This is a genomic window from Streptomyces sp. NPDC000410, from assembly GCF_040300305.1.
Lineage (GTDB): Bacteria > Actinomycetota > Actinomycetes > Streptomycetales > Streptomycetaceae > Streptomyces.
The window spans coordinates 30,527-49,309 of record NZ_JBEPDM010000044.1; the positions used below are offsets into that span (position 1 = coordinate 30,527).

The following is an 18,783-nucleotide window of genomic DNA, read 5'->3' on the forward strand; positions in this document are numbered from 1 at the left end:
TGCCGAGCTCCTTCCGCCGGGGAAAACCGGTTGCCGCCCGATGCGGGCCGATGGACACAATGTGTATCGCACGCGCAGCTGTGAACGCCGGTCGGTTGTCTCTTTTGCTGACCTTGGCGCCGGTTTTGCGTTTTCTGACTTTTCGGGGGAATCGGGTAGGTATGTCGTACGTAGAGGTGCCTGGGGCGCAGGTCCCCATCCGCATGTGGACGGACCCGTCCACGGTCGAGGACGTCGCGATGCAGCAGCTGCGGAACGTCGCCACCCTGCCCTGGATCGAGGGCCTCGCGGTGATGCCGGACGTGCATTTCGGCAAGGGTGCGACGGTCGGCTCGGTCATCGCGATGCGCGGGGCGGTCTGCCCGGCGGCGGTCGGGGTCGACATCGGCTGCGGCATGTCGGCCGTGAAGACCTCGCTGACCGCGAACGACCTGCCGGGTGATCTTTCCCGGCTCCGGTCGAAGATCGAGCGGGCGATCCCGGTGGGGCGGGGGATGCACGCCGAGCCGGTGGACCCGGGGCGGGTGTACGGCTTCGGGACCGGAGGGTTCGGGGATTTCTGGTCGCGGTTCGACGGGGTGGCCGACGCGGTCAAGTTCCGTCGGGAGCGGGCGACGAAGCAGCTGGGGACGCTCGGGGCGGGAAACCACTTCATCGAGTTCTGTCTCGACGAGACCGGTGCGGTCTGGCTGATGCTGCACTCCGGCTCGCGGAACATCGGCAAGGAGCTCGCCGAGTACCACATCGGCGAGGCGCAGAAGCTGCCGCACAACCAGGGCCTGGTCGACCGCGACCTGGCGGTCTTCGTCGCGGACACCCCGCAGATGGCGGCGTACCGCAACGACCTCTTCTGGGCGCAGGAGTACGCGAAGTACAACCGCGCGCTCATGATGGGGCTCTTCCAGGAGGTCGTCCGCAGGGAGTTCAGGAAGGCCAAGGTCACCTTCGAGCCGGTCATCTCCTGCCACCACAACTATGTGGCGGAGGAGCGTTACGAGGGCATGGACCTGCTGGTCACGCGCAAGGGTGCGATCCGTGCGGGGTCCGGCGACTACGGGATCATCCCGGGCTCGATGGGCACCGGCTCGTACATCGTGAAGGGCCTCGGGAACGAGCGCTCCTTCAACTCGGCCTCCCACGGCGCCGGTCGCAGGATGAGCCGGAACGCGGCGAAGCGGCGCTTCTCGACACGGGACCTGGAGGAGCAGACGCGGGGCGTGGAGTGCCGTAAGGACTCCGGTGTCGTGGACGAGATCCCGGGTGCCTACAAGCCGATCGAGAAGGTCATGGAGCAGCAGCGGGATCTGGTGGAGATCGTGGCCAAGCTCAAGCAGGTCATCTGCGTCAAGGGCTAGGGCTGTCCGGCGGGCGAGCCCAGCATGATCCGCCGGACACACCCCGGGGCTTGATCCGGAAGTGCGGGAACGATGCGCTACCTGCGTCTGTGCAGGGTCGTCCGGGCGCGTGAGGCCCTGCTCGTCCGGGACCCGGGCGAACGCTTCGCCTACCGGGTCCACGAGGCCAATGTGCGCGGCGTCGCGGCCATGATGGAACGGTGGACGCTGGTGCCGTTGGCGGACGGGAGGACCAGGGTCAGCTGAACGATCGCCGTCGACGGCGCACTCCCCGTGCGCCTGCTGCTGCGGGCGAGCCGGCGCCGTGTCGACAAGATCTTCCAGGACGCCATGAAGCGGCTCGAACGGATGTGCCGCGGTCAGTGACGCTCAGCGGTGCGGGACGATGCCCTGCCCGCCATCGCTCCGCCGCCGGCGTCGACGCCGGTCTTCGGCTTGGGCGCGGAGAAGGGGGGCGTGTCCTGTGGGCACGTCGCTCCGGCCGGCGGGAGGGTGCCGTCGATGAGGTAGCGGCTCTCGTGATTCTTGACGCAGCTACTGGGGTTGATCAGTGCGGTGTGCCCGTAGCCGCGGTGGGTGAGCAGCCGGGCGTTGCCGAGTTCCTTGGCCATGGCCTGCGCGCCCGCGTAGGGAGTGGAGGGGTCGTAGACGGTGCCGACCACCAGGACGGGGTGCGCCGTCGGCTTGTTCCACGGGCCGCGGTAACGGTTCGCGGCTATGGCGGGCCAGGTGGCACACACCTCGGCCGACCAGGTCCAGAACCGTCCGGCGTCGCCCGCACGGGTGGCGCTGGCCTCCTCCAGGGAGTGGTACGCACCGGGGTCACGCGGGTTGGGGCTGTCGCCGCAGGCCACCGCACTGGCCTGTTCCTCGCCCAGGTAGGGATTCGGATGCGGGACCGGTGGCGCGGCCGGGAGGGGGGACGGTTCCGGGACGCGACCCTGCCACAGCGCCTGCAGTCTGCCGGCGAGGTTCTTCCACCCGGGGTGGAGGACGTAGAGGCCGTTCACCACGTCACCGACCGTACGGCCGTAGGTCCACGCGCCCACGGGATGCTCCCGCAGCCGCCGCATCAGCAGGCCGAACTTGTCCTGGGTCGCCTTCGGACTGCCGGCGGAGAAGGCGCAGCGGGCGGTGGTGGTGGTCCCGCACAGGGTGAGGAACCTGTTCAGCGTCGTCGCCGCGGTGCGGTCCGAGCCCATGCGCAGGAATGTCGTGAGCCGGGGGGCGGCGTCGGAGGCGTGGTTCGTCCAGGCCTGCGGGTCGATGTTGCTGTCGAGGACCATGGCGCGGACATTGCCGGGGAAGAGGTTGGCGTAGGTGGCGCCCAGGATCGAGCCGTAGGAGATCCCGAGGTAGGTGAGCTGGGGGTCGCCCACCGCCTGGCGGAGCTGGTCGAGGTCGCGAGCGGTGTCGGCGGTCGACACGTGGCGCAGGAGCTCGGGATCACGCTGCTGACAGCGCCGGCCCAGATCCTTGTACGCGGCGATGAAGGCCGTCCGCTCCTGTGCGCCCACCGGGAAGCCCGCCGCTTTGCTCGCGTTCCAGGCGGCGGCTTCCGAGGGACTCGCGAAGCAGTTCACCGCGGTGCTGCTGCCGATCCCGCGGGGGTCCCAGCTGACGATGTCGAACCGCTCCCGCACCTCGCGCGGGAAGGCTTCGTAGTTCTGCGGCATCTGCACGGTTCCCGGCCCGCCGGGGCCGCCGGGGTTGAAGAGCAGCGTGCCGACGCGCCGTCCGGGGCCGGTTGCCTTCCGCTTCACGACCGCCAGATCGATGGTGCGGCCGCGGGGGTTCCGGTAGTCCAGCGGGACCTTCGCGGTCGCGCAGTCGAACGGGCTGCCCTGCACACAGGGTTTCCAGTCCAGCTTCGGGGCGGGCACCGGAGGCGTCGGCATACCGTCGGCCGCGGCGAGGTCCGTCCCGGTCAGTGTCGTCGAACAGGCCACCACCGCGGCGATGGCCGCGGCACAACTCCGACGGCCGGATATGGGCCCAGATATGTGCATGCCTTGTCCTTTCACGGCTGAGCGCTCGACGCCCGTCACGAGCTCGGCGTCGGCACACGTCCGTGCCAACACCACAGCAGTCCGGCAACGCGTGCGAGCCGGGCGCAGCCGAATGGACGAACCACCGCCACCGGGGCCGCCGATGGCGCCGATGGCCGCGCCCGGATCGGGGCGCGGCCATCGGGGGATGAGCCGGGAGCCGGGGTGGCTGGGGTGCCCTCTGCGGTGGTCGCTGGGCCGCCCCGGCGTCAGTGCTCCCGGTGGACCTTGGTGTTGGAGGCCTGGGCGCGGGGGCGGACCACGAGGAGGTCGATGTTGACGTGGGAGGGGCGGGTGACGGCCCAGGTGATGGTGTCGGCCACGTCGTCGGCGGTGAGGGGCTCGGCGACGCCCGCGTAGACCTTGGCGGCCTTTTCGGCGTCGCCGCGGAAGCGGGTCGTGGCGAACTCGTCGGTCTTGACCATGCCGGGGGCGATCTCGATGACGCGGACCGGGGTGCCGACGATCTCCAGACGGAGGGTTTCGGCGAGGACGCGGGCGCCGTTCTTGGCGGCGACGTAGCCCGCGCCGCCTTCGTAGGTGGAGTGGCCCGCGGTGGAGGACAGGACGACGACCGTGCCGTCCCCGCTCTCGGTGAGGGCGGGGAGGAGGGCCTGGGTGGTGTTGAGGGTGCCGATGACGTTGACCTCGTACATCTGGCGCCAGTCGGCCGGGTCGCCGGTGGCCACCGGGTCGGCGCCCAGCGCGCCTCCCGCGTTGTTGACCAGCACCTTGACGGGGCCGGAGCCGTCGTCGGAGGTGATGGCGGTGGCGAAGGCGTCGACGGCGGGGCGGTCGGTGACGTCGAGGGCGTAGGCCGTGGCCTGGTGGCCGGCGGTGGTGAGCTCGGCGGCGAGGGCCTCGATGCGGTCCTTGCGGCGGGCGGTGAGGACGACGTGGTAGCCGGCGGTGGCCAGTCCACGCGCCGTGGCGGCGCCGATTCCGCTGCTCGCTCCGGTGACGACGGCGATGGGTGCGGCGGTCATGACGGCTCCTCGGCAAATGGTCGAACGCGTGGCCAGTGGTCAGAATATGCCGCGTCAACGGCCTCGCGGCGCGTACATGATGAGGGCCATACCGATCAGGCAGACCAGTGCGCCGATGATGTCCCAGCGGTCGGGGCGGTAGCCGTCGGCGACCATGCCCCAGGCGAGCGAACCGGCGACGAAGACCCCGCCGTACGCGGCGAGGATGCGGCCGAAGTGGGCGTCCGGCTGGAGTGTGGCGACGAAGCCGTACGCGCCGAGGGCGAGGACGCCCGCGCCGATCCAGGCCCAGCCGCGGTGCTCGCGCACGCCTTGCCAGACGAGCCAGGCGCCGCCGATCTCGAAGAGCGCGGCGACGGCGAAGAGCAGGGCGGAGCGGGCGACGAGCATGGGGCTCAGGGTGTCATGGGCCGTCCTGGGCCCTCATGGGGGTGGGACGCGCCGGGGGCTGATGGATAGTTAGGTTATGGGCGGATTATCAGTATCTTTCTGCTATGCGCGTGATGGATGGTTTCCCGTGTGTCGTTGCCTGCGCGATGGTGGCGGTGCTGGCCGCGAGCGGCAGTGCGAATGCGGGTGTCGGTGCGGGGGCGGGTGCGGGGGCCCATGCGAATGCGGGGGCGAGTGCGGGTGCCGGTGCGGGCAGGGTGGCCGAGGCGGACGTGGCGCACCACGGTCACGCCTCGCTGTGGGGCGGCAGGCTCGGTGTCTGGCTGGAGAGCGGCAACCACGGCCCGGCGCGCGTGGCCGACGTGACCGTGCGGCTCACCTTCTCGGAGCCGCCGGTCGCGGGCCAGGAGCTTCCGGCCGACTGCCTGTGGGGCGGGGACCGGGTGGTCCTGTGCCGTGCGGGAGCGCTGGACGCCGACGGCCCCGCGAGCGGGGTCGCGCTCGATCTGCGCGTCCCCGGCGACCCGGCCGAGGTCGTCATGCGCGTCGGCACCATGTGGAACGGCGGTGCGACCGACCGCAACCACGCGAACGACGAACACAGCGTCCTCGTCCCCGCCACGGGTGACGGGTACGTGTTCTGAGCCGCGGCCCGGGGGCGGTTCCGGGCCGCGGTCAGCGGGTCAGTTCCGGGCCCAGGCGATGTATCCGTCCGGGCGGATCAGCAGGGATGTGTCGCGCGGGGCCTTCCAGTGGGCCCGGGTGACGGGTCCGGGGGCGGTGGGTGCCGAGGACGCGCCCGAGGCCTCCCCCTCGGGCGTGACCAGGACGAACCGGCCCTCGCGCAGCAGCTCGTAGAGGCGGCCCTCGGTGAGCTCGAGGTCGGGGGCGCGCTTGCCCGTCAGACGGTGGGCGCCGCGCTCGGCCCCGTAGGAGATGCCGATCCCCGAGATCATGCCCATCGCCTTGTCCGCGACGGGGGGCACCTTGGACATGAGCTTCGCCGCGAGGGCGCGGGCTATGAGCTGCGGCCGGGTGTGCGCCATGGCGAGACGGACCAGGGCCCCGCTGCTGCGCAGCACCTTCGCGCCGACCGGATGCCGCTCGCTCTGGTACGTGTCCAGGAGGGCGTCGGCGTCCGGCGCGTCGCCGCGCAAAACCGCGGCGAGCTTCCAGGAGAGGTTCGCGGCGTCCTGCAAGCCCGTGTTCATCCCCTGGCCGCCGGCCGGGGAGTGGACATGTGCCGCGTCCCCGGCGAGGAAGACCCGTCCCTTGCGGTACTCCGCGACCTGGCGTTCGTCGCTGCTGAAGCGCGACAGCCAGCGGGGGTCGTGCATGCCGAAGTCGGTGCCCAATGCCTGGCGGACCGAGTCGCGCACCTCTTCCAGGTCGACCGGTTCGCTCACCGGTACCTCGTGGCCGCGCCTCCAGGTGACGACTCGGTACCACCCGTCGCCGAAGGACGCGATGAGGGCGAAGGCGCCGTCCGCCCCGTCGGCGAAGATCGGGTGCTCGGGTTCTTCCGTGAGGCGGACGTCCGCCAGGGCCATGGAGGGGATGACCGCGCCGCCGGGGAAGGGCAGGCCGAGTGTCTCGCGCACCGAGCTGCGCACTCCGTCGCTGCCGACGAGATAGCGGGAGCGCAGCGCCGAGACCTGCCCGTCCTTGTCGCGGACCTCCGCCGTGACCGACCCGGTGTCCTGGCGCAGGCCGCGCAGCTCCGTGTCGTACCGGAAGTCGGCTCCGGCCGACATCGCCCGGTCCTTCAGCAGTCGCTCCACCTCGTACTGCGGGGTGGTCAGCATGAACGGGAAACGGGAGCGCAACCGGGAGAGGTCGACGTTGAGCCGGCCGTAGAAGCGCAGCGTTCCCATCGGGGTGCCTGTCTTCACCAGTTCGTCGGCGAGGTCGCGGGCGTCGAGGAGCTCCAGGGTGCGGGCGTGCACGCCGAAGGCCCGGGTGAGGTTGCTCCTCTCGGGCCCGCGGCGCTCGATGACGGTGACGCGGAGGCCCGCCGTGGCGAGATCGCCTGCGAGTAACAGACCGGTGGGGCCCGCGCCCACCACGGTCACGTCGGTGTCGTACGCGTCGTGCGTGTCGTGAGTGGGGGCTGTGCTGCTGGTGCCGGGCTTGCCGGTCATGGCGGCCTCCTGCCAACGCTTGAGGTCAACAACCGTAGGTCAACGGCTGTGGGTCAACGCTTGTTGGCAAAGGTAGCCCTGCGGGATGTGGCGTGTCAACAGGTGTTGGCCTACAGTTGTTGGCATGACATCGGATGCAGCCACCCCGCCACGCCGCTCGGACGCCACCCGTGCCGCGATCCTCGAAGCCGCCCGCGAGCGCTTCGCCGCGGACGGCTACGAGCGGGCCACGATCCGCGCCATCGCCCGGGACGCGGGGATCGATCCGTCGATGGTGATGCGGTACTACGGCAACAAGGAGGGACTGTTCGCCGCCGCTTCCGAGTTCGATCTGAGGCTGCCGGAGCTGGGTTCGATGCCCGCGAAGCACATCGGCGCGGTCCTCGTCTCCCATTTCCTCGACCGCTGGGAGGGCGACGAGGTCCTGTTGGCGATGGTGCGCGTCGGGGTCACCAATGAGGCGGGAGCCCAGCGTCTGCGCCAGATGTTCGCCGAGCAGGTGGTGCCGCTGGCCGCCGGGGTCTGCCCCGTCCCGGCGGAGGCGCCGCGCCGGGCCGCGCTCGTCGGCTCGCAGATACTGGGCATGGCGCTCGCCCGCTATGTGCTGCACATCCCGCCCGCGGTCGACATGACCAAGGAGGAGGTGGTCGCCTGGCTGGCCCCCACGGTGCAGCGGTACCTGACGGCCGAGAGCCCGTAGCCGGCCGGTCCCGGCGGCCACGCGGTCCCGGCAGTTCCGGCGGATTCGCGGTCCCGGCGCCGGCACGCGCGTGCGTACGTCCCGAATTACGCCGCCGCGTCACCGAATTCGCGCAGCGCGCCCTCAACGATCGCCTCCAGCCGGGCATGGTGCGCTCCGCGCCAGTAGACACGGTCGCACGCCGTGCACTGGGCGAACACGTCGTACGAACGCTGCGTGCCCTGCTCCAGCTGGTGCTGCACCGCTTCCTTGTCGGTGTCCGCCAGCGGGCCGTTGCACGCCGTGCAGCGGGTCCACGGGGAGAGCGTGGGCGCGAACCGTTCCAGTACGTCCCGGAGCTGGTCGTCGGGGCGGTCGCTGTAGATGTACGCACCGGCCCACAGCTCCCGGCGGCGCAGCAGACCCCGGTCCCGGGACAGCATCACACGCTGCTCCCGTGCCGACAGTGTGGCCAGCGCCGGGTCGCCGATGTCCTCGCTCTCGTAGGCCGCGTCCACACCCAGCAGCCGCAGCCGTCGGGCGAGGGTGCCGAGATGGACGTCCAGCAGGAAGCGCAGCGGTGCGCCCGGTACGCGCTGCGGGCGCTCGACGCCGAGCACCTCGACGTGCTCCCCGGCGCGGGGGATGTGCGAGACCTGGACGGGGCTGCCGTCCACCGTCAGCCGCCCCGCCTCCGTGAGCGGCACGCCGAGCGATTCGACGACATGGCCGAGCGTCGAGGCGCCGTCCGTGACGAGGCTCGTGCGTCCGTCGCGGCGCTCGGCGGCGACGAAGAGCCGCAGCTCTGGCGCGAAGCTGATGTGGATCTCCGGTCCGTTCACGCCGTCAGCATGCCATCGGGCCGACTGCGGCAGCCAGAACTTTCCGCGACGGCAACGGCAACGGCGACGGCGACGGCTACCGCGCCCGCTACCGCGCCCGCGAGGCGGTATCGGGACCGTGTCCCGTTCCGGTCGCCTCGACAGGGGCGACACCGTACGCGTGTCCCGCCTTGTGCGCCTCGTGCACCTCGTGCATCTCGTAGAGCCCTGCGAGCCGTGCGTACGCGGCGTCCACGATCTCCTCCGCCGCCGCGAGCATGTCCCGTTCCGCGAGCCGGGCGGCGGCGTAGAGGTATGGGGACGGGCGCTCCGGCACCGGACGCCGACGACGCCGCCACCAGCTCTCGCACACCGCGTAGACACCACCCGCGCAGACCGTCAGAGAAATGCTCAAGACCAGCAGGATGTCGCCCACGCCGGGTCCCCTCCGCGTCACGATGCGTGCACTGTGGACATCGGCCGTAGCGGCGCCGCACTGGAGACCGTTCACCGGCCAAAGAATGTCCGGATCGTCACTGTCGACCGGTGGGCCGGGCCCTCATGGACAACCGCGTCCCCTTCCGAGAGGGTTGCGGGACCAAGGCCGTGCCGAGACCGCGTCCGCAGCCCCTGCCCGCCCGGGAGCCCATGTGTCGATGATCCGGAACCTCCGTCGCGCCGTACGCCGCGCGTACCGCCGCAAGGTCGACCTGAGCCATCCCGCCCGCTCGCCGCTCGGCAGCGCCGTCGTCAACTGCGTCGGGTACGCGGGCGGCAAGCGGCAGTCGGGCCACTGCCCGCCGGATGAGGCGCTGCGGCGCGTACGCAAGGAGAACAGGGCCGACTCCGACAGCAACGGCTTCGTCTGGATCGGCCTGCACGAGCCGACCCACGAGGAATTCGCCTCGGTCGCCGAACTGTTCGAGCTGCACCCGCTCGCCGTCGCCGACGCCGTCGACGAGCACCGCAGGCCCAAGGTCGTGCCGTACGACGACATACTGCTCGCGGTCTTCAAGACCGTCGGCTACGCCGGGCACGACGAGGTCGTGGAGTCGGGCGAGATCACCGTGATCATCGGCCGGGACTTCGTGATCACCATCCGGTCCGGCCGGTACGGCTCGCTCGGCCCGCTGCGCGAGGCGCTGGAGGCCATGCCCGACCAGCTCGCCAAGGGCCCGTCCTCCGTGCTGCACGCGATCGCCGATTTCGTCGTCGACGAGTACGTCGTCGTCGCCGACGCCGTGGAGGAGGACATCGAGGTCGTCGAGAGCGCCGTCTTCTCCGAGCGGGCCGGCCGCGGCGAGGCGGGCCGGAACGATGCCGCCCGCGTCTACCAGCTCAAGCGCGAGCTGCTGGAGTTCAAGCGGGCGACGACCCCGCTCAGCCGCCCCCTGGAGGCGCTCGCCACCCAGCCGTCGCCGCTGATCGCCCCGGCGATCCGGCCGTACTTCCGCGACGTCACCGATCACCTCGCCCGCGCCGGCGAGCAGATCAGCGGCTACGACGCGCTCCTGGACTCGATCCTCCAGGCCCATCTGGCACAGATGACCGTCGAGCAGAACGAGAGCATGCGCAGGATCACGGCGTGGGCCGCGATCGTGGCCGTACCCACGATGGTCTGCGGGGTGTACGGCATGAACTTCGACCACATGCCGGAGCTCCGGTCCGTGTACGGCTACCCGGCCGTCCTCACCGTCATCGTCGTCGCGTGCGTCGTGATCCACCGGGGCTTTCGCCGCAACGGCTGGCTCTGACCCGCCGGACTGTCGGCTCCGGCCAGAGCCGGGCCCTCGGCCGTCGGTTCGCGGGTGCGGGCCGTGCTCCGCTTCGACTGTCAGCTCCGCCGGAAGGCACCCAACCTCCGCCAGGGCGACATGGCGGCCCGTGGCCGGCACATACCTGCCACCCGCGCCGCGGCATGCCCGTTCGGGCACACCCGGGGGAAGACCCCGGTCCTCCCGCGTGCGCCCGGGGTCAGGGCCACACCAGGCAGTACGGCTGGTGTCCCGCCTCGTGGAGCCTCACCGAGAAGTCCTGCCACTCGTGCAGCAGCTGGTAGACGTTGAACGCGTCACGCGGGCCGCCCCGGTCGGGGACCGTGGACCATATGAAGGCCGCCGCGCCCACGGACTCCTCGCCGATGCCGCGCAGGGGGTCGACGACCGTCATCGGGAGCTTCACCACCGCGTAGTCGGGGTGCAGGACGACCAGTTCCAGCGGGGGCACCTTGTGCAGGGGCATGCCCTGGATGCCCGTGAGGACCATCGCGGCTATGGTCTCGGGTTTGATCTTGGTGAACATTCCGCCCATGCCGAGCTCGTCGCCGCCCAGCTCCTCCGGCCGCATCGAGATCGGCACACGTGCCGCCGTGGCGCCGTCGGGTGCGCCGAAGTACTTGTACGTCACCCCCATGCCGCGGCCACCCCTGCTTTCCGTGGGCTCGTCCGCCTCATGTTCGTGACGCCGGTGCCTCCCCCGCCGGGCAGGCTCGGGACCCAGGTCGTCGGTCCCCTCGCCCAGTCCGCCACCGCGATGCATATCTCCACCCGACTGCTTTTAGGACGCACAGCCCCCGCCGCGCAACCCGATCATCGTGACAGTGACCTCCCCCACGTACGTGCGGTGAAACACCTGTCCGCAGATACGTCCGAGCCTCTGACACCATGGATTCCGTGAGCTTTCCCTATGACGCCCCAGTTTCGCAGACGCTTTTCGACCGCGCGTCCCTTGTGACGCCCGGCGGCGTGAACTCTCCTGTCCGTGCCTTCCGCGCCGTGGGCGGTACGCCCCGGTTCATGGTGTCCGGCACCGGTCCGTACCTGACCGATGCCGATGGCCGTGAGTATGTCGACCTCGTGTGTTCCTGGGGGCCGATGATCCTCGGGCACTCCCACCCGGAGGTCATCGCCGCTGTTCAGGAGGCTGTAGCCCGTGGCACCTCGTTCGGTACGCCGGGGGAGGGAGAGGTCGCGCTCGCCGAGGAGATCGTGGACCGGATCACGCCGGTCGAGCAGGTGCGGCTCGTGTCGAGCGGCACCGAAGCGACGATGTCGGCGATCCGGCTCGCCCGCGGCTTCACCGGCCGGGCGAAGGTGATCAAGTTCGCCGGGTGCTACCACGGGCACGTGGACGCGCTGCTGGCCGCGGCCGGCTCCGGTGTCGCGACGTTCGGGCTGCCGGACACGCCCGGCGTGACGGGCGCGCAGGCGGGCGACACGATCGTGCTGCCGTACAACGATCTGGAAGCGGTCCACGCCGCCTTCCACGCGCACCCGGGCGAGATCGCCTGTGTGATCACGGAGGCGTCGCCGGGCAACATGGGCGTGGTCCCGCCGCTGCCGGGCTTCAACCAGGGCCTGAAGGACGCCTGCGCCAAGAACGGCGCGCTGTACATCTCCGACGAGGTCATGACCGGTTTCCGCACGTCGAAGGCCGGCTGGTACGGCGTCGACGGGGTCACCCCGGACCTGATGACCTTCGGCAAGGTCATGGGCGGAGGCTTCCCCGCCGCGGCGTTCGGCGGCCGTGCCGATGTGATGGGCCACCTCGCCCCGGCCGGGCCGGTCTACCAGGCGGGCACCCTGTCCGGTAACCCGATCGCCACCGCCGCCGGTCTCGCGCAGCTGCGCCTGCTCGACGACGCGGCGTACGAGAAGGTCGACGCGGTGTCCGCGCGGATCCAGGCGCTGGTCACGGAGGCGCTGACCAAGGAGGGCGTCGCGCACCGGCTGCAGACGGCCAGCAACATGTTCTCGGTCTTCTTCACCGACCGTGAGGTGCGCGACTACGACGACGCGAAGAAGCAGGAGGCGTTCCGCTTCAACGCGTTCTTCCACTCGATGCTGTCGCAGGGCGTGTACCTCCCGCCGTCCGCGTTCGAGTCCTGGTTCGTGTCGACCGCGCACGACGACGCCGCGATCGAGCGGATCGCCGCGGCGCTTCCGGCGGCAGCCCGCGCCGCCGCGGAGGCGACCGCATGACCGGCGTCGCCAGGAGCACGGAAACGACCGTCGTCCACCTGGTACGGCACGGTGAGGTGCACAACCCGGACGGGGTGCTGTACGGGCGCAGGTCCGGGTACCACCTGTCCGAGCTGGGCCGGGAGATGGCCGACCGGGTCGCCGAGCACCTGGCGGACCGTGACATCACTCACGTGGGGGCGTCCCCGCTGGAGCGGGCGCAGGAGACGGCCGCACCGATCGCCAAGGCGCACGGTCTGGACCTGGCCACCGACGAGCGGCTCATCGAGGCCGCGAACGTCTTCGAGGGCAAGACCTTCGGGGTGGGCGACGGCGCGCTGCGCAAGCCGGGCAACTGGAAGCACCTGACCAATCCGTTCCGGCCGTCCTGGGGGGAGCCGTACCTGGATCAGGTGGTGCGGATGATGGGCGCGCTCGGCACGGCCCGGGACGCGGCCCGTGGGCACGAGGCGGTGCTGGTCAGCCATCAGCTGCCGATCTGGATCGTGCGCAGTTATGTGGAGCGGCGCCGCCTCTGGCACGATCCGCGCCGCCGGCAGTGCACGCTCGCGTCGCTCACGAGTTTCACCTACCGGGGCGACAAGATCATTTCGGTGGGATATTCCGAACCGGCCCGTGATCTTGTTCCGGCGCATCTCCTCGCGGGCGCGAAGCCCGTCAAGGGACGTTCAAAAGCCTTTGGCGCGTAGCCGGTCACGGACTCGGCGCGCAGCCGGATCCGAACACAGTCCCCGATTTCTGGAACCGTTGCGTTCCCCGCCCCATCTCAACCATTGCCGGTGCGAGATGGGGCGTGCGTCAGCGCGATGGGGGACGAGAATGCGTGGCATCAGCCGAAGGGGCTTGCTCGGGGCGGGGCTTGGGGCAGCGGCGACGATCGGAATGACCGGCTGCAGTCCCGGGAAGGGTGCTTCTCCGGCCGGGACCGCGCCCGGCGGAAACGACGGCAAGGGGTCGGGCCCGGCCGCCAAGCCGCTCCGGCTCATCGGGGACGGCTCCACCGCCGACACCGGAAGGCAGCCGCACCAGCCCGAAAGGCCCGCCCCGCTCGAACCCGGTCAGACTCCGCCGCAATTCGTGATCTTTTCCTGGGACGGCGCGGGCGAGGTCGGCAACGGCCTCTTCCCGCGTTTCCTGGAGCTCGCCAAGAACCACGACGCGGCGATGACCTTCTTCCTCTCCGGCATCTATGTGCTGCCCGAGTCGAAGAAGACGCTGTACCGGCCGCCGAACAACCGGATCGGCGCCTCGGACATCGGCTATCTCACCGACGGGCACATCAAGGACACCCTGAAGTTCCTCCGGCAGGCCTGGCTCGACGGCCATGAGATAGGCACGCACTTCAACGGTCATTTCTGCGCCGGATCGGGATCGGTCGCGAACTGGACGCCCACGCAGTGGCAGAGCGAGATCGACCAGGCCGTTTCCTTCGTCACCGAATGGAAGACCAACAGCGGCTGGACCGACCTCGATCCACTGCCCTTCGACTACCGCAAGGAACTCGTCGGCGGCCGTACCCCCTGCCTGCTCGGCCAGGACAATCTGCTGCCGACCGCGAAGAAGCTGGGCTGGCGGTACGACGCGAGCTCGCCCGGCGGCCGCCAGAAGTGGCCGCGGAAGCGCGGCGGGCTGTGGGATCTCCCGCTCCAGGCCGTGCCGTTCCCCGGGCGGTCCTTCGAGACGCTCTCCATGGACTACAACTTCATGGCCAACCAGTCGGGAAATTCCACCAAGGGCATGACGTCCCGCTATCCCGAATGGCGCAGGCAGGCCGCGGGCGCGCTGCTCGGCGGATTCAACCGGGCATACGAATCGAATCGCGCGCCGCTCTTCATAGGCAACCACTTCGAGCAGTGGAACGGCGGCATATACATGGACGCCGTGGAAGAGGCCCTGAAGGGAATGGCCGGAAAGAAGGACGTACGGCTGGTGTCCTTCCGGCAGTTCTGCGACTGGCTCGATGTCCAGGATCCGGCGATCGTCGCGAAGCTCCAGACGCTCGAGGTCGGACAATCCCCGGCAGGTGGCTGGAACGCCTTCCTCAAGACCTCTTGAGAAGAGCTTAAGGAGTCTTGACAAGGGGCGATACGGGCATCGAGGGGGGCGAGGAAGATCTCCTGAACGTCCATGCGAAACTTTTCACATGAGCCTTAGTCGAAGCCGTGGCGGTGCACCTCGACGCACTCTGCTCGCCGCCGCCACCAGCGCCCTGGCCGCCGCGCTCACGCTGTCGGCGTGCAGCGGCGACACCAACGGCAAGTCCGGCGACGGGACCAACTTCGTTCAGAGCGCGGGTGGTACCGAGACCGTCGCCAAGAAGGACCGCCGGGCGCCGGGCAAGCTCGCGGGCGAGACCCTCGACGGCAAGCAGCTCGATGTCGCCGCCTTCAAGGGCAAGATCGTCGTGCTCAATCTCTGGGGTTCCTGGTGCGGTCCCTGCCGCGCCGAGGCGAAGTACTTCGCCAAGGTCTCCACCGCCGTCAAGGGCCAGGGCGTGGAATTCGTCGGGATCAACACCCGCGACCCCGACAAGCAGTCCGCCATCGCCTTCGAGAAGGATCACGGTGTCGGTTATCCGAGTCTGTACGACCCGGACGGCGAGCTGGTCCTCGAGGCGTTCCCCAAGGGCACCCTCAATCCGAAGGGCATTCCCACGACGATCGTGCTGGACAGGGACGGAAAGATCGCGGCACGAGCGCTCGAGGCCCTGGACGACAAGAGACTGCGCTTGATGATCGACCCGTTGATCAACGAGAAGTGATCGCATGATCGCCCTCGCCGCTGAACTCGGCCGCAACGAGACGGTCTACAGCGGGGCTCTGATGCTCGCGCTGCCCATCGCCGTACTCGGCGGCCTGGTCTCGTTCTTCTCGCCCTGCGTCCTGCCGCTCGTCCCCGGCTATCTCTCGTACGTCACCGGCGTCAGCGGCACCGACCTGGCCGAGGCCCGGCGCGGCCGGATGGTCGCGGGCGCTGGACTCTTCGTCCTCGGGTTCACCGCCGTCTTCGTCTCCGGTGGCGCGCTCTTCGGATACTTCGGCTCGACGCTGCAGAGCTACCAGGGCACGTTCTCCAAGATCCTCGGCGCGCTGATGATCCTGATGGGCGTCTTCTTCATGGGTCTGATGCCCTGGTTCACCCAGCGCGAGTTCCGCTTCCACACCCGCCCCGCAACCGGACTGGCGGGCGCGCCCCTGCTGGGTGCGCTCTTCGGCATCGGCTGGACGCCCTGCTTCGGCCCGACCCTCACCTCGGTGAACATGCTCGCCTTCGACCAGGCCAGCGCGGGCCGGGGGGCCGTCCTGACCGTCGCGTATTGTCTCGGTCTCGGCCTGCCCTTCATCCTCGCCGCGATCGCCTTCCGCAAGGCCCTCGGCGCGTTCGGGTGGGTCAAGCGGCACTATGCCTGGGTCATGCGGATCGGCGGCGGCATGATGATCGTGACCGGTCTCCTGCTGCTCACAGGTGCGTGGGACAACATCATCCAGGAGATGCAGGGCTGGTCCAACGGCTTCACGGTGGGGATCTGACATCCAAATGAGCAAGACCGAAACGACGGAGCAAACGGAGCCCCTCGACCACGGTGAGGCGGGCTCCCAGCTCTCCACCGCACCGAAGGAAGAGCCGACGGGCGGCCCCACCCTCGGGGTCGTCGGCTGGATCCGCTGGTTCTGGCGGCAGCTGACGTCCATGCGGGTCGCGCTGATCCTGCTCTTCCTGCTCTCGCTCGGCGCGATCCCCGGCTCCCTCATCCCGCAGAACAGCGCGGACGAATTCAAGGTCAACGCCTTCAAGGCCGACAACCCCACACTCTCGCCGGTCTACGACAAGCTCCAGCTCTTCGACGTCTACAGCTCGGTGTGGTTCTCCGCGATCTACATCCTGCTGTTCGTCTCCCTCATCGGCTGCATCGTGCCGCGCACCTGGCAGTTCGTCGGCCAGCTGCGCGCCCGCCCGCCCGGCGCACCGGGGCGCCTGACGCGCCTGCCCGCGTACACCTCCTGGCGCACCGAGGCCGATCCCGAGCAGGTCCGCGCGGCCGCGCTCGCGATGCTGAAGGGACGCCGCTTCCGCGCCCACACCGTCGGCGACGCGGTCGCCGCGGAGAAGGGCTATCTGCGGGAGGCCGGCAACCTCCTGTTCCACATCGCGCTCATCGTGATGCTGGTGGCGTTCGCGACCGGGCAGCTGTTCAAGTCCGAGGGCGGCAAGCTGGTCGTCGAGGGCCGCGGCTTCTCCAACACCCTGACGCAGTACGACGACTTCAGGTCCGGGTCCCTGTTCAGTACGGACGAGCTGGCGCCGTTCAGTTTCAAGCTGAACTCGTTCACCGGGACGTACGAGAAGAGCGGGCCGCAGCGCGGCACCCCGCGTACCTTCGAGGCATCCGTCCGGTACTCCAAGGCCGGAGGGCCGGACAAGCAGGCGATCATCAGGGTCAATGAGCCGCTGAAGGTCGAGGGCTCCAAGGTCTATCTGATCGCCCACGGGTACGCGCCCGTCATCACCGTCCGGGACGGCAAGGGCCAGGTCGTCTACAGCGGAGCCGTACCACTGCTGCCGATCGACAACAACGTCACCTCGACCGGCGCGCTCAAGGTGATGGACGGCTACCGGGACACCAAGGGCAAGAAGACCCAGCTCGGTTTCCAGGCGTTCTTCGTGCCGACCTTCGCGGGCGCCGGCAAGGGCGACATGTTCTCGCAGTTCCCGGGGCTGGAATTCCCGGTCCTGGCGCTCACCGGCTACCACGGTGACCTGAGGGTCGACTCCGGCCTTCCGCAGAACGTGTACCAGCTGGACAAGTCCGAGATGACCCAGTTCAAGGAGGGCGGCAAGCCGCTGGCCAAGCGGCTGCTGCCCGGCGAGACGATGACGCTCCCCAACGGCGCCGGCTCGGTCACCTTCGAGAAGGAGATCAAGGAGTGGGCCAGCTTCCAGATCTCCCAGCAGCCCGGCGACGGTCTCGCCCTCGCGGGTGCGATCGCCGCGATCGCCGGGCTCGTCGGCTCGCTGTTCATCCAGCGGCGCCGGGTCTGGGTCCGGGCCGTACGGGGAGAGGACGGCGTCACCGTCGTCGAGATGGCGGGGCTCGGCCGCAGCGAGTCCGCGAAGCTACCCGAGGAGCTGGCGGAACTGGCCGCCACCCTCAACGAACAGGCGCCGACCGCGCCCGATCCCGATTCCGAGAGGGCTGAGCAGCAGTGATCCTCGCCGCCGCCACCAACGAAAGCCTCGCGGAGTTCAGCAACGTGCTGATCTACTCCTCGATGGCCGTCTACACGCTCGCGTTCCTCGCGCACATCGCCGAGTGGGTCTTCGGCAGCCGCAGCAAGGTCGGCCGTACCGCCGCCGCGCTGACCACCACCGCTGCCGCCGCCGATGCCGAGGTGACCGTCCAGAGCGGTGGCACCGCGGTCCTCGGCGGGCCCAAGGTCGTCACCCGCTCGACGGGCGGCCGGCGCGACGTCCCGGACGGCCCCGGCGCCGCGGGCGGCACGGTGCAGGGTGATCTGTACGGCCGTATCGCCATCTCGCTGACCACGCTGGCGTTCCTCGTCGAGGCGGCGGGAGTGGTCACCCGCGCCCTGTCGGTGCAGCGGGCCCCCTGGGGCAACATGTACGAGTTCTCCACCACCTTCTCCACGGTGGCGGTCGGCGCGTACCTCGGCTTCCTGGTCGCGAAGAAGAACGTCCGCTGGATCGGACTGCCGCTGGTCACCACGGTCCTCCTCGACCTCGGCATCGCCGTCACCTGGCTCTACACCGAGAGCGACCAGCTCGTCCCGGCGCTGCACTCGTACTGGCTGTGGATCCACGTCTCCACCGCGATCTTCTGCGGCGCGGTCTTCTACCTCGGCGCGGTCGCCACGCTGATGTACCTCTTCCGCGACTCCTACGAGAACAAGCTGGCGAACGGCGGCGACCCGGGCTCCTTCGCCCGCTCCGTCCTGGAGCGGCTGCCGGCCGCGGCCTCGCTCGACAAGTTCGCGTACCGGATCAACGCCGCGATCTTCCCGCTGTGGACCTTCACCATCATCGCGGGCGCGATCTGGGCCGGTGACGCGTGGGGCCGCTACTGGAACTGGGACGCCAAGGAAGTCTGGTCCTTCATCACCTGGGTGGCGTACGCCGCGTATCTGCACGCCCGCGCCACGGCCGGCTGGAAGGGACGCAAGGCCGCCTACATCGCGCTGATCGCGTTCGCCTGCTTCCTCTTCAACTACTACGGCGTCAACATCTTCGTGAACAGCCTCCACAGCTACGCCGGGGTCTGAGGCGGAACCTCCCCGTGCGTAGGGCCTGTCTTTCGGATCTTGCCGGGCTCGCGTGCCCTGGTGCCGCACCTCGCCGCGTTGTCGTCGGTCACCGACGCTCCGCGT

Annotated in this window: 19 protein-coding genes; 12 read left to right on the forward strand and 7 right to left on the reverse strand. The window is 69.8% G+C overall.

Annotation, left to right across the window (positions count from 1 at the left end; genetic code table 11):
- Positions 1-161 precede the first annotated feature (161 nt).
- Entirely contained in the window at positions 162-1,355 is a 1,194-nt protein-coding gene (locus ABT342_RS30220) for an RtcB family protein (protein WP_351580919.1), read from the forward strand.
- Between the two features lie 72 nt (positions 1,356-1,427).
- Positions 1,428-1,601 (forward strand): SRPBCC family protein, encoded by a 174-nt coding sequence (locus tag ABT342_RS30225; protein WP_351580921.1) that lies wholly within the window; start codon positions 1,428-1,430, stop codon positions 1,599-1,601.
- A 113-nt stretch (positions 1,602-1,714) separates the two neighbouring features.
- Here ABT342_RS30225 and ABT342_RS30230 read toward each other — a convergent pair whose 3' ends face one another.
- From ABT342_RS30230 to ABT342_RS30240, 3 genes are all read right to left on the reverse strand, one after another.
- A complete protein-coding gene (locus ABT342_RS30230; protein ID WP_351580924.1) occupies positions 1,715-3,364 on the reverse strand; it encodes an alpha/beta hydrolase in 1,650 nt (549 codons plus the stop codon).
- A 248-nt stretch (positions 3,365-3,612) separates the two neighbouring features.
- Positions 3,613-4,389: an SDR family NAD(P)-dependent oxidoreductase gene (locus tag ABT342_RS30235; RefSeq protein ID WP_351580927.1), complete on the reverse strand. Its 777-nt coding sequence runs from the start codon at positions 4,387-4,389 to the stop codon at positions 3,613-3,615.
- Between the two features lie 54 nt (positions 4,390-4,443).
- A complete protein-coding gene (locus tag ABT342_RS30240) occupies positions 4,444-4,779 on the reverse strand; it encodes a YnfA family protein (protein ID WP_351580930.1) in 336 nt (111 codons plus the stop codon).
- A gap of 104 nt (positions 4,780-4,883) precedes the next feature.
- Between ABT342_RS30240 and ABT342_RS30245 the strand changes: the two genes are divergently transcribed.
- Positions 4,884-5,423 (forward strand): hypothetical protein, encoded by a 540-nt coding sequence (locus tag ABT342_RS30245; RefSeq protein ID WP_351580933.1) that lies wholly within the window; start codon positions 4,884-4,886, stop codon positions 5,421-5,423.
- A 39-nt stretch (positions 5,424-5,462) separates the two neighbouring features.
- Here the strand turns inward: ABT342_RS30245 and ABT342_RS30250 are convergent, their stop codons facing one another.
- Positions 5,463-6,920 carry an FAD-dependent monooxygenase gene (locus ABT342_RS30250; RefSeq protein ID WP_351580936.1) on the reverse strand — a complete coding sequence of 486 codons (1,458 nt, stop codon included), beginning with the start codon at positions 6,918-6,920 and terminating at the stop codon, positions 5,463-5,465.
- A 124-nt stretch (positions 6,921-7,044) separates the two neighbouring features.
- On the opposite strand from ABT342_RS30250, the gene ABT342_RS30255 reads away from it, so the two are divergent.
- A complete protein-coding gene (locus tag ABT342_RS30255) occupies positions 7,045-7,620 on the forward strand; it encodes a TetR/AcrR family transcriptional regulator (RefSeq protein ID WP_351580939.1) in 576 nt (191 codons plus the stop codon).
- Between the two features lie 86 nt (positions 7,621-7,706).
- On the opposite strand, the gene ABT342_RS30260 is transcribed toward ABT342_RS30255, so the two are convergent.
- Positions 7,707-8,441 carry a Mut7-C RNAse domain-containing protein gene (locus ABT342_RS30260; RefSeq protein ID WP_351580942.1) on the reverse strand — a complete coding sequence of 245 codons (735 nt, stop codon included), beginning with the start codon at positions 8,439-8,441 and terminating at the stop codon, positions 7,707-7,709.
- Between the two features lie 88 nt (positions 8,442-8,529).
- Positions 8,530-8,835, reverse strand: coding sequence for a hypothetical protein (locus ABT342_RS30265; protein ID WP_351580945.1), 306 nt, complete (start codon positions 8,833-8,835; stop codon positions 8,530-8,532).
- A 241-nt stretch (positions 8,836-9,076) separates the two neighbouring features.
- On the opposite strand from ABT342_RS30265, the gene corA reads away from it, so the two are divergent.
- A complete protein-coding gene (corA, locus tag ABT342_RS30270) occupies positions 9,077-10,174 on the forward strand; it encodes a magnesium/cobalt transporter CorA (protein WP_351580948.1) in 1,098 nt (365 codons plus the stop codon).
- A gap of 220 nt (positions 10,175-10,394) precedes the next feature.
- On the opposite strand, the gene ABT342_RS30275 is transcribed toward corA, so the two are convergent.
- Positions 10,395-10,958: a hypothetical protein gene (locus ABT342_RS30275; RefSeq protein ID WP_351580952.1), complete on the reverse strand. Its 564-nt coding sequence runs from the start codon at positions 10,956-10,958 to the stop codon at positions 10,395-10,397.
- A gap of 125 nt (positions 10,959-11,083) precedes the next feature.
- Here ABT342_RS30275 and hemL point away from each other — a divergent pair, with 125 nt between their 5' ends.
- From hemL to ccsB, 7 genes are all read left to right on the forward strand, one after another.
- On the forward strand, positions 11,084-12,400 hold the full coding sequence (gene hemL / locus ABT342_RS30280; RefSeq protein ID WP_351580955.1) for a glutamate-1-semialdehyde 2,1-aminomutase: 1,317 nt from the start codon (positions 11,084-11,086) through the stop codon (positions 12,398-12,400).
- A complete protein-coding gene (locus ABT342_RS30285) occupies positions 12,397-13,089 on the forward strand; it encodes a histidine phosphatase family protein (protein ID WP_351580960.1) in 693 nt (230 codons plus the stop codon). The genes hemL and ABT342_RS30285 overlap by 4 nt, the downstream gene beginning before the upstream one ends.
- Positions 13,090-13,219: 130 nt before the next feature.
- Complete coding sequence (locus ABT342_RS30290) at positions 13,220-14,455, forward strand: polysaccharide deacetylase family protein (RefSeq protein ID WP_351580963.1); 1,236 nt, start codon at positions 13,220-13,222, stop codon at positions 14,453-14,455.
- Positions 14,456-14,543: 88 nt separating this feature from the next.
- Entirely contained in the window at positions 14,544-15,161 is a 618-nt protein-coding gene (locus ABT342_RS30295) for a TlpA family protein disulfide reductase (RefSeq protein WP_351580966.1), read from the forward strand.
- Positions 15,162-15,165: 4 nt separating this feature from the next.
- Entirely contained in the window at positions 15,166-15,930 is a 765-nt protein-coding gene (locus ABT342_RS30300; protein ID WP_351580969.1) for a cytochrome c biogenesis CcdA family protein, read from the forward strand.
- A 7-nt stretch (positions 15,931-15,937) separates the two neighbouring features.
- Positions 15,938-17,608, forward strand: coding sequence for a cytochrome c biogenesis protein ResB (gene resB, locus ABT342_RS30305; RefSeq protein WP_351580972.1), 1,671 nt, complete (start codon positions 15,938-15,940; stop codon positions 17,606-17,608).
- On the forward strand, positions 17,605-18,678 hold the full coding sequence (ccsB, locus tag ABT342_RS30310; protein ID WP_351580975.1) for a c-type cytochrome biogenesis protein CcsB: 1,074 nt from the start codon (positions 17,605-17,607) through the stop codon (positions 18,676-18,678). The genes resB and ccsB overlap by 4 nt, the downstream gene beginning before the upstream one ends.
- Positions 18,679-18,783: the final 105 nt, after the last annotated feature.

Coding starts and splice junctions, on each gene's coding strand:
- ABT342_RS30275 (WP_351580952.1), bottom strand. CDS start 10,958: ATGCATCGCGGTGGCGGACTGGGCGAGGGGACCGACGACCTGGGTCCC.
- ABT342_RS30220 (WP_351580919.1), top strand. CDS start 162: ATGTCGTACGTAGAGGTGCCTGGGGCGCAGGTCCCCATCCGCATGTGG.
- ABT342_RS30250 (WP_351580936.1), bottom strand. CDS start 6,920: ATGACCGGCAAGCCCGGCACCAGCAGCACAGCCCCCACTCACGACACG.
- hemL (WP_351580955.1), top strand. CDS start 11,084: ATGGATTCCGTGAGCTTTCCCTATGACGCCCCAGTTTCGCAGACGCTT.
- ABT342_RS30285 (WP_351580960.1), top strand. CDS start 12,397: ATGACCGGCGTCGCCAGGAGCACGGAAACGACCGTCGTCCACCTGGTA.
- corA (WP_351580948.1), top strand. CDS start 9,077: ATGATCCGGAACCTCCGTCGCGCCGTACGCCGCGCGTACCGCCGCAAG.
- ABT342_RS30235 (WP_351580927.1), bottom strand. CDS start 4,389: ATGACCGCCGCACCCATCGCCGTCGTCACCGGAGCGAGCAGCGGAATC.
- ABT342_RS30295 (WP_351580966.1), top strand. CDS start 14,544: ATGAGCCTTAGTCGAAGCCGTGGCGGTGCACCTCGACGCACTCTGCTC.
- resB (WP_351580972.1), top strand. CDS start 15,938: ATGAGCAAGACCGAAACGACGGAGCAAACGGAGCCCCTCGACCACGGT.
- ABT342_RS30230 (WP_351580924.1), bottom strand. CDS start 3,364: ATGCACATATCTGGGCCCATATCCGGCCGTCGGAGTTGTGCCGCGGCC.
- ABT342_RS30240 (WP_351580930.1), bottom strand. CDS start 4,779: ATGCTCGTCGCCCGCTCCGCCCTGCTCTTCGCCGTCGCCGCGCTCTTC.
- ABT342_RS30300 (WP_351580969.1), top strand. CDS start 15,166: ATGATCGCCCTCGCCGCTGAACTCGGCCGCAACGAGACGGTCTACAGC.
- ABT342_RS30225 (WP_351580921.1), top strand. CDS start 1,428: ATGCGCTACCTGCGTCTGTGCAGGGTCGTCCGGGCGCGTGAGGCCCTG.
- ABT342_RS30245 (WP_351580933.1), top strand. CDS start 4,884: ATGCGCGTGATGGATGGTTTCCCGTGTGTCGTTGCCTGCGCGATGGTG.
- ABT342_RS30290 (WP_351580963.1), top strand. CDS start 13,220: ATGCGTGGCATCAGCCGAAGGGGCTTGCTCGGGGCGGGGCTTGGGGCA.
- ABT342_RS30255 (WP_351580939.1), top strand. CDS start 7,045: ATGACATCGGATGCAGCCACCCCGCCACGCCGCTCGGACGCCACCCGT.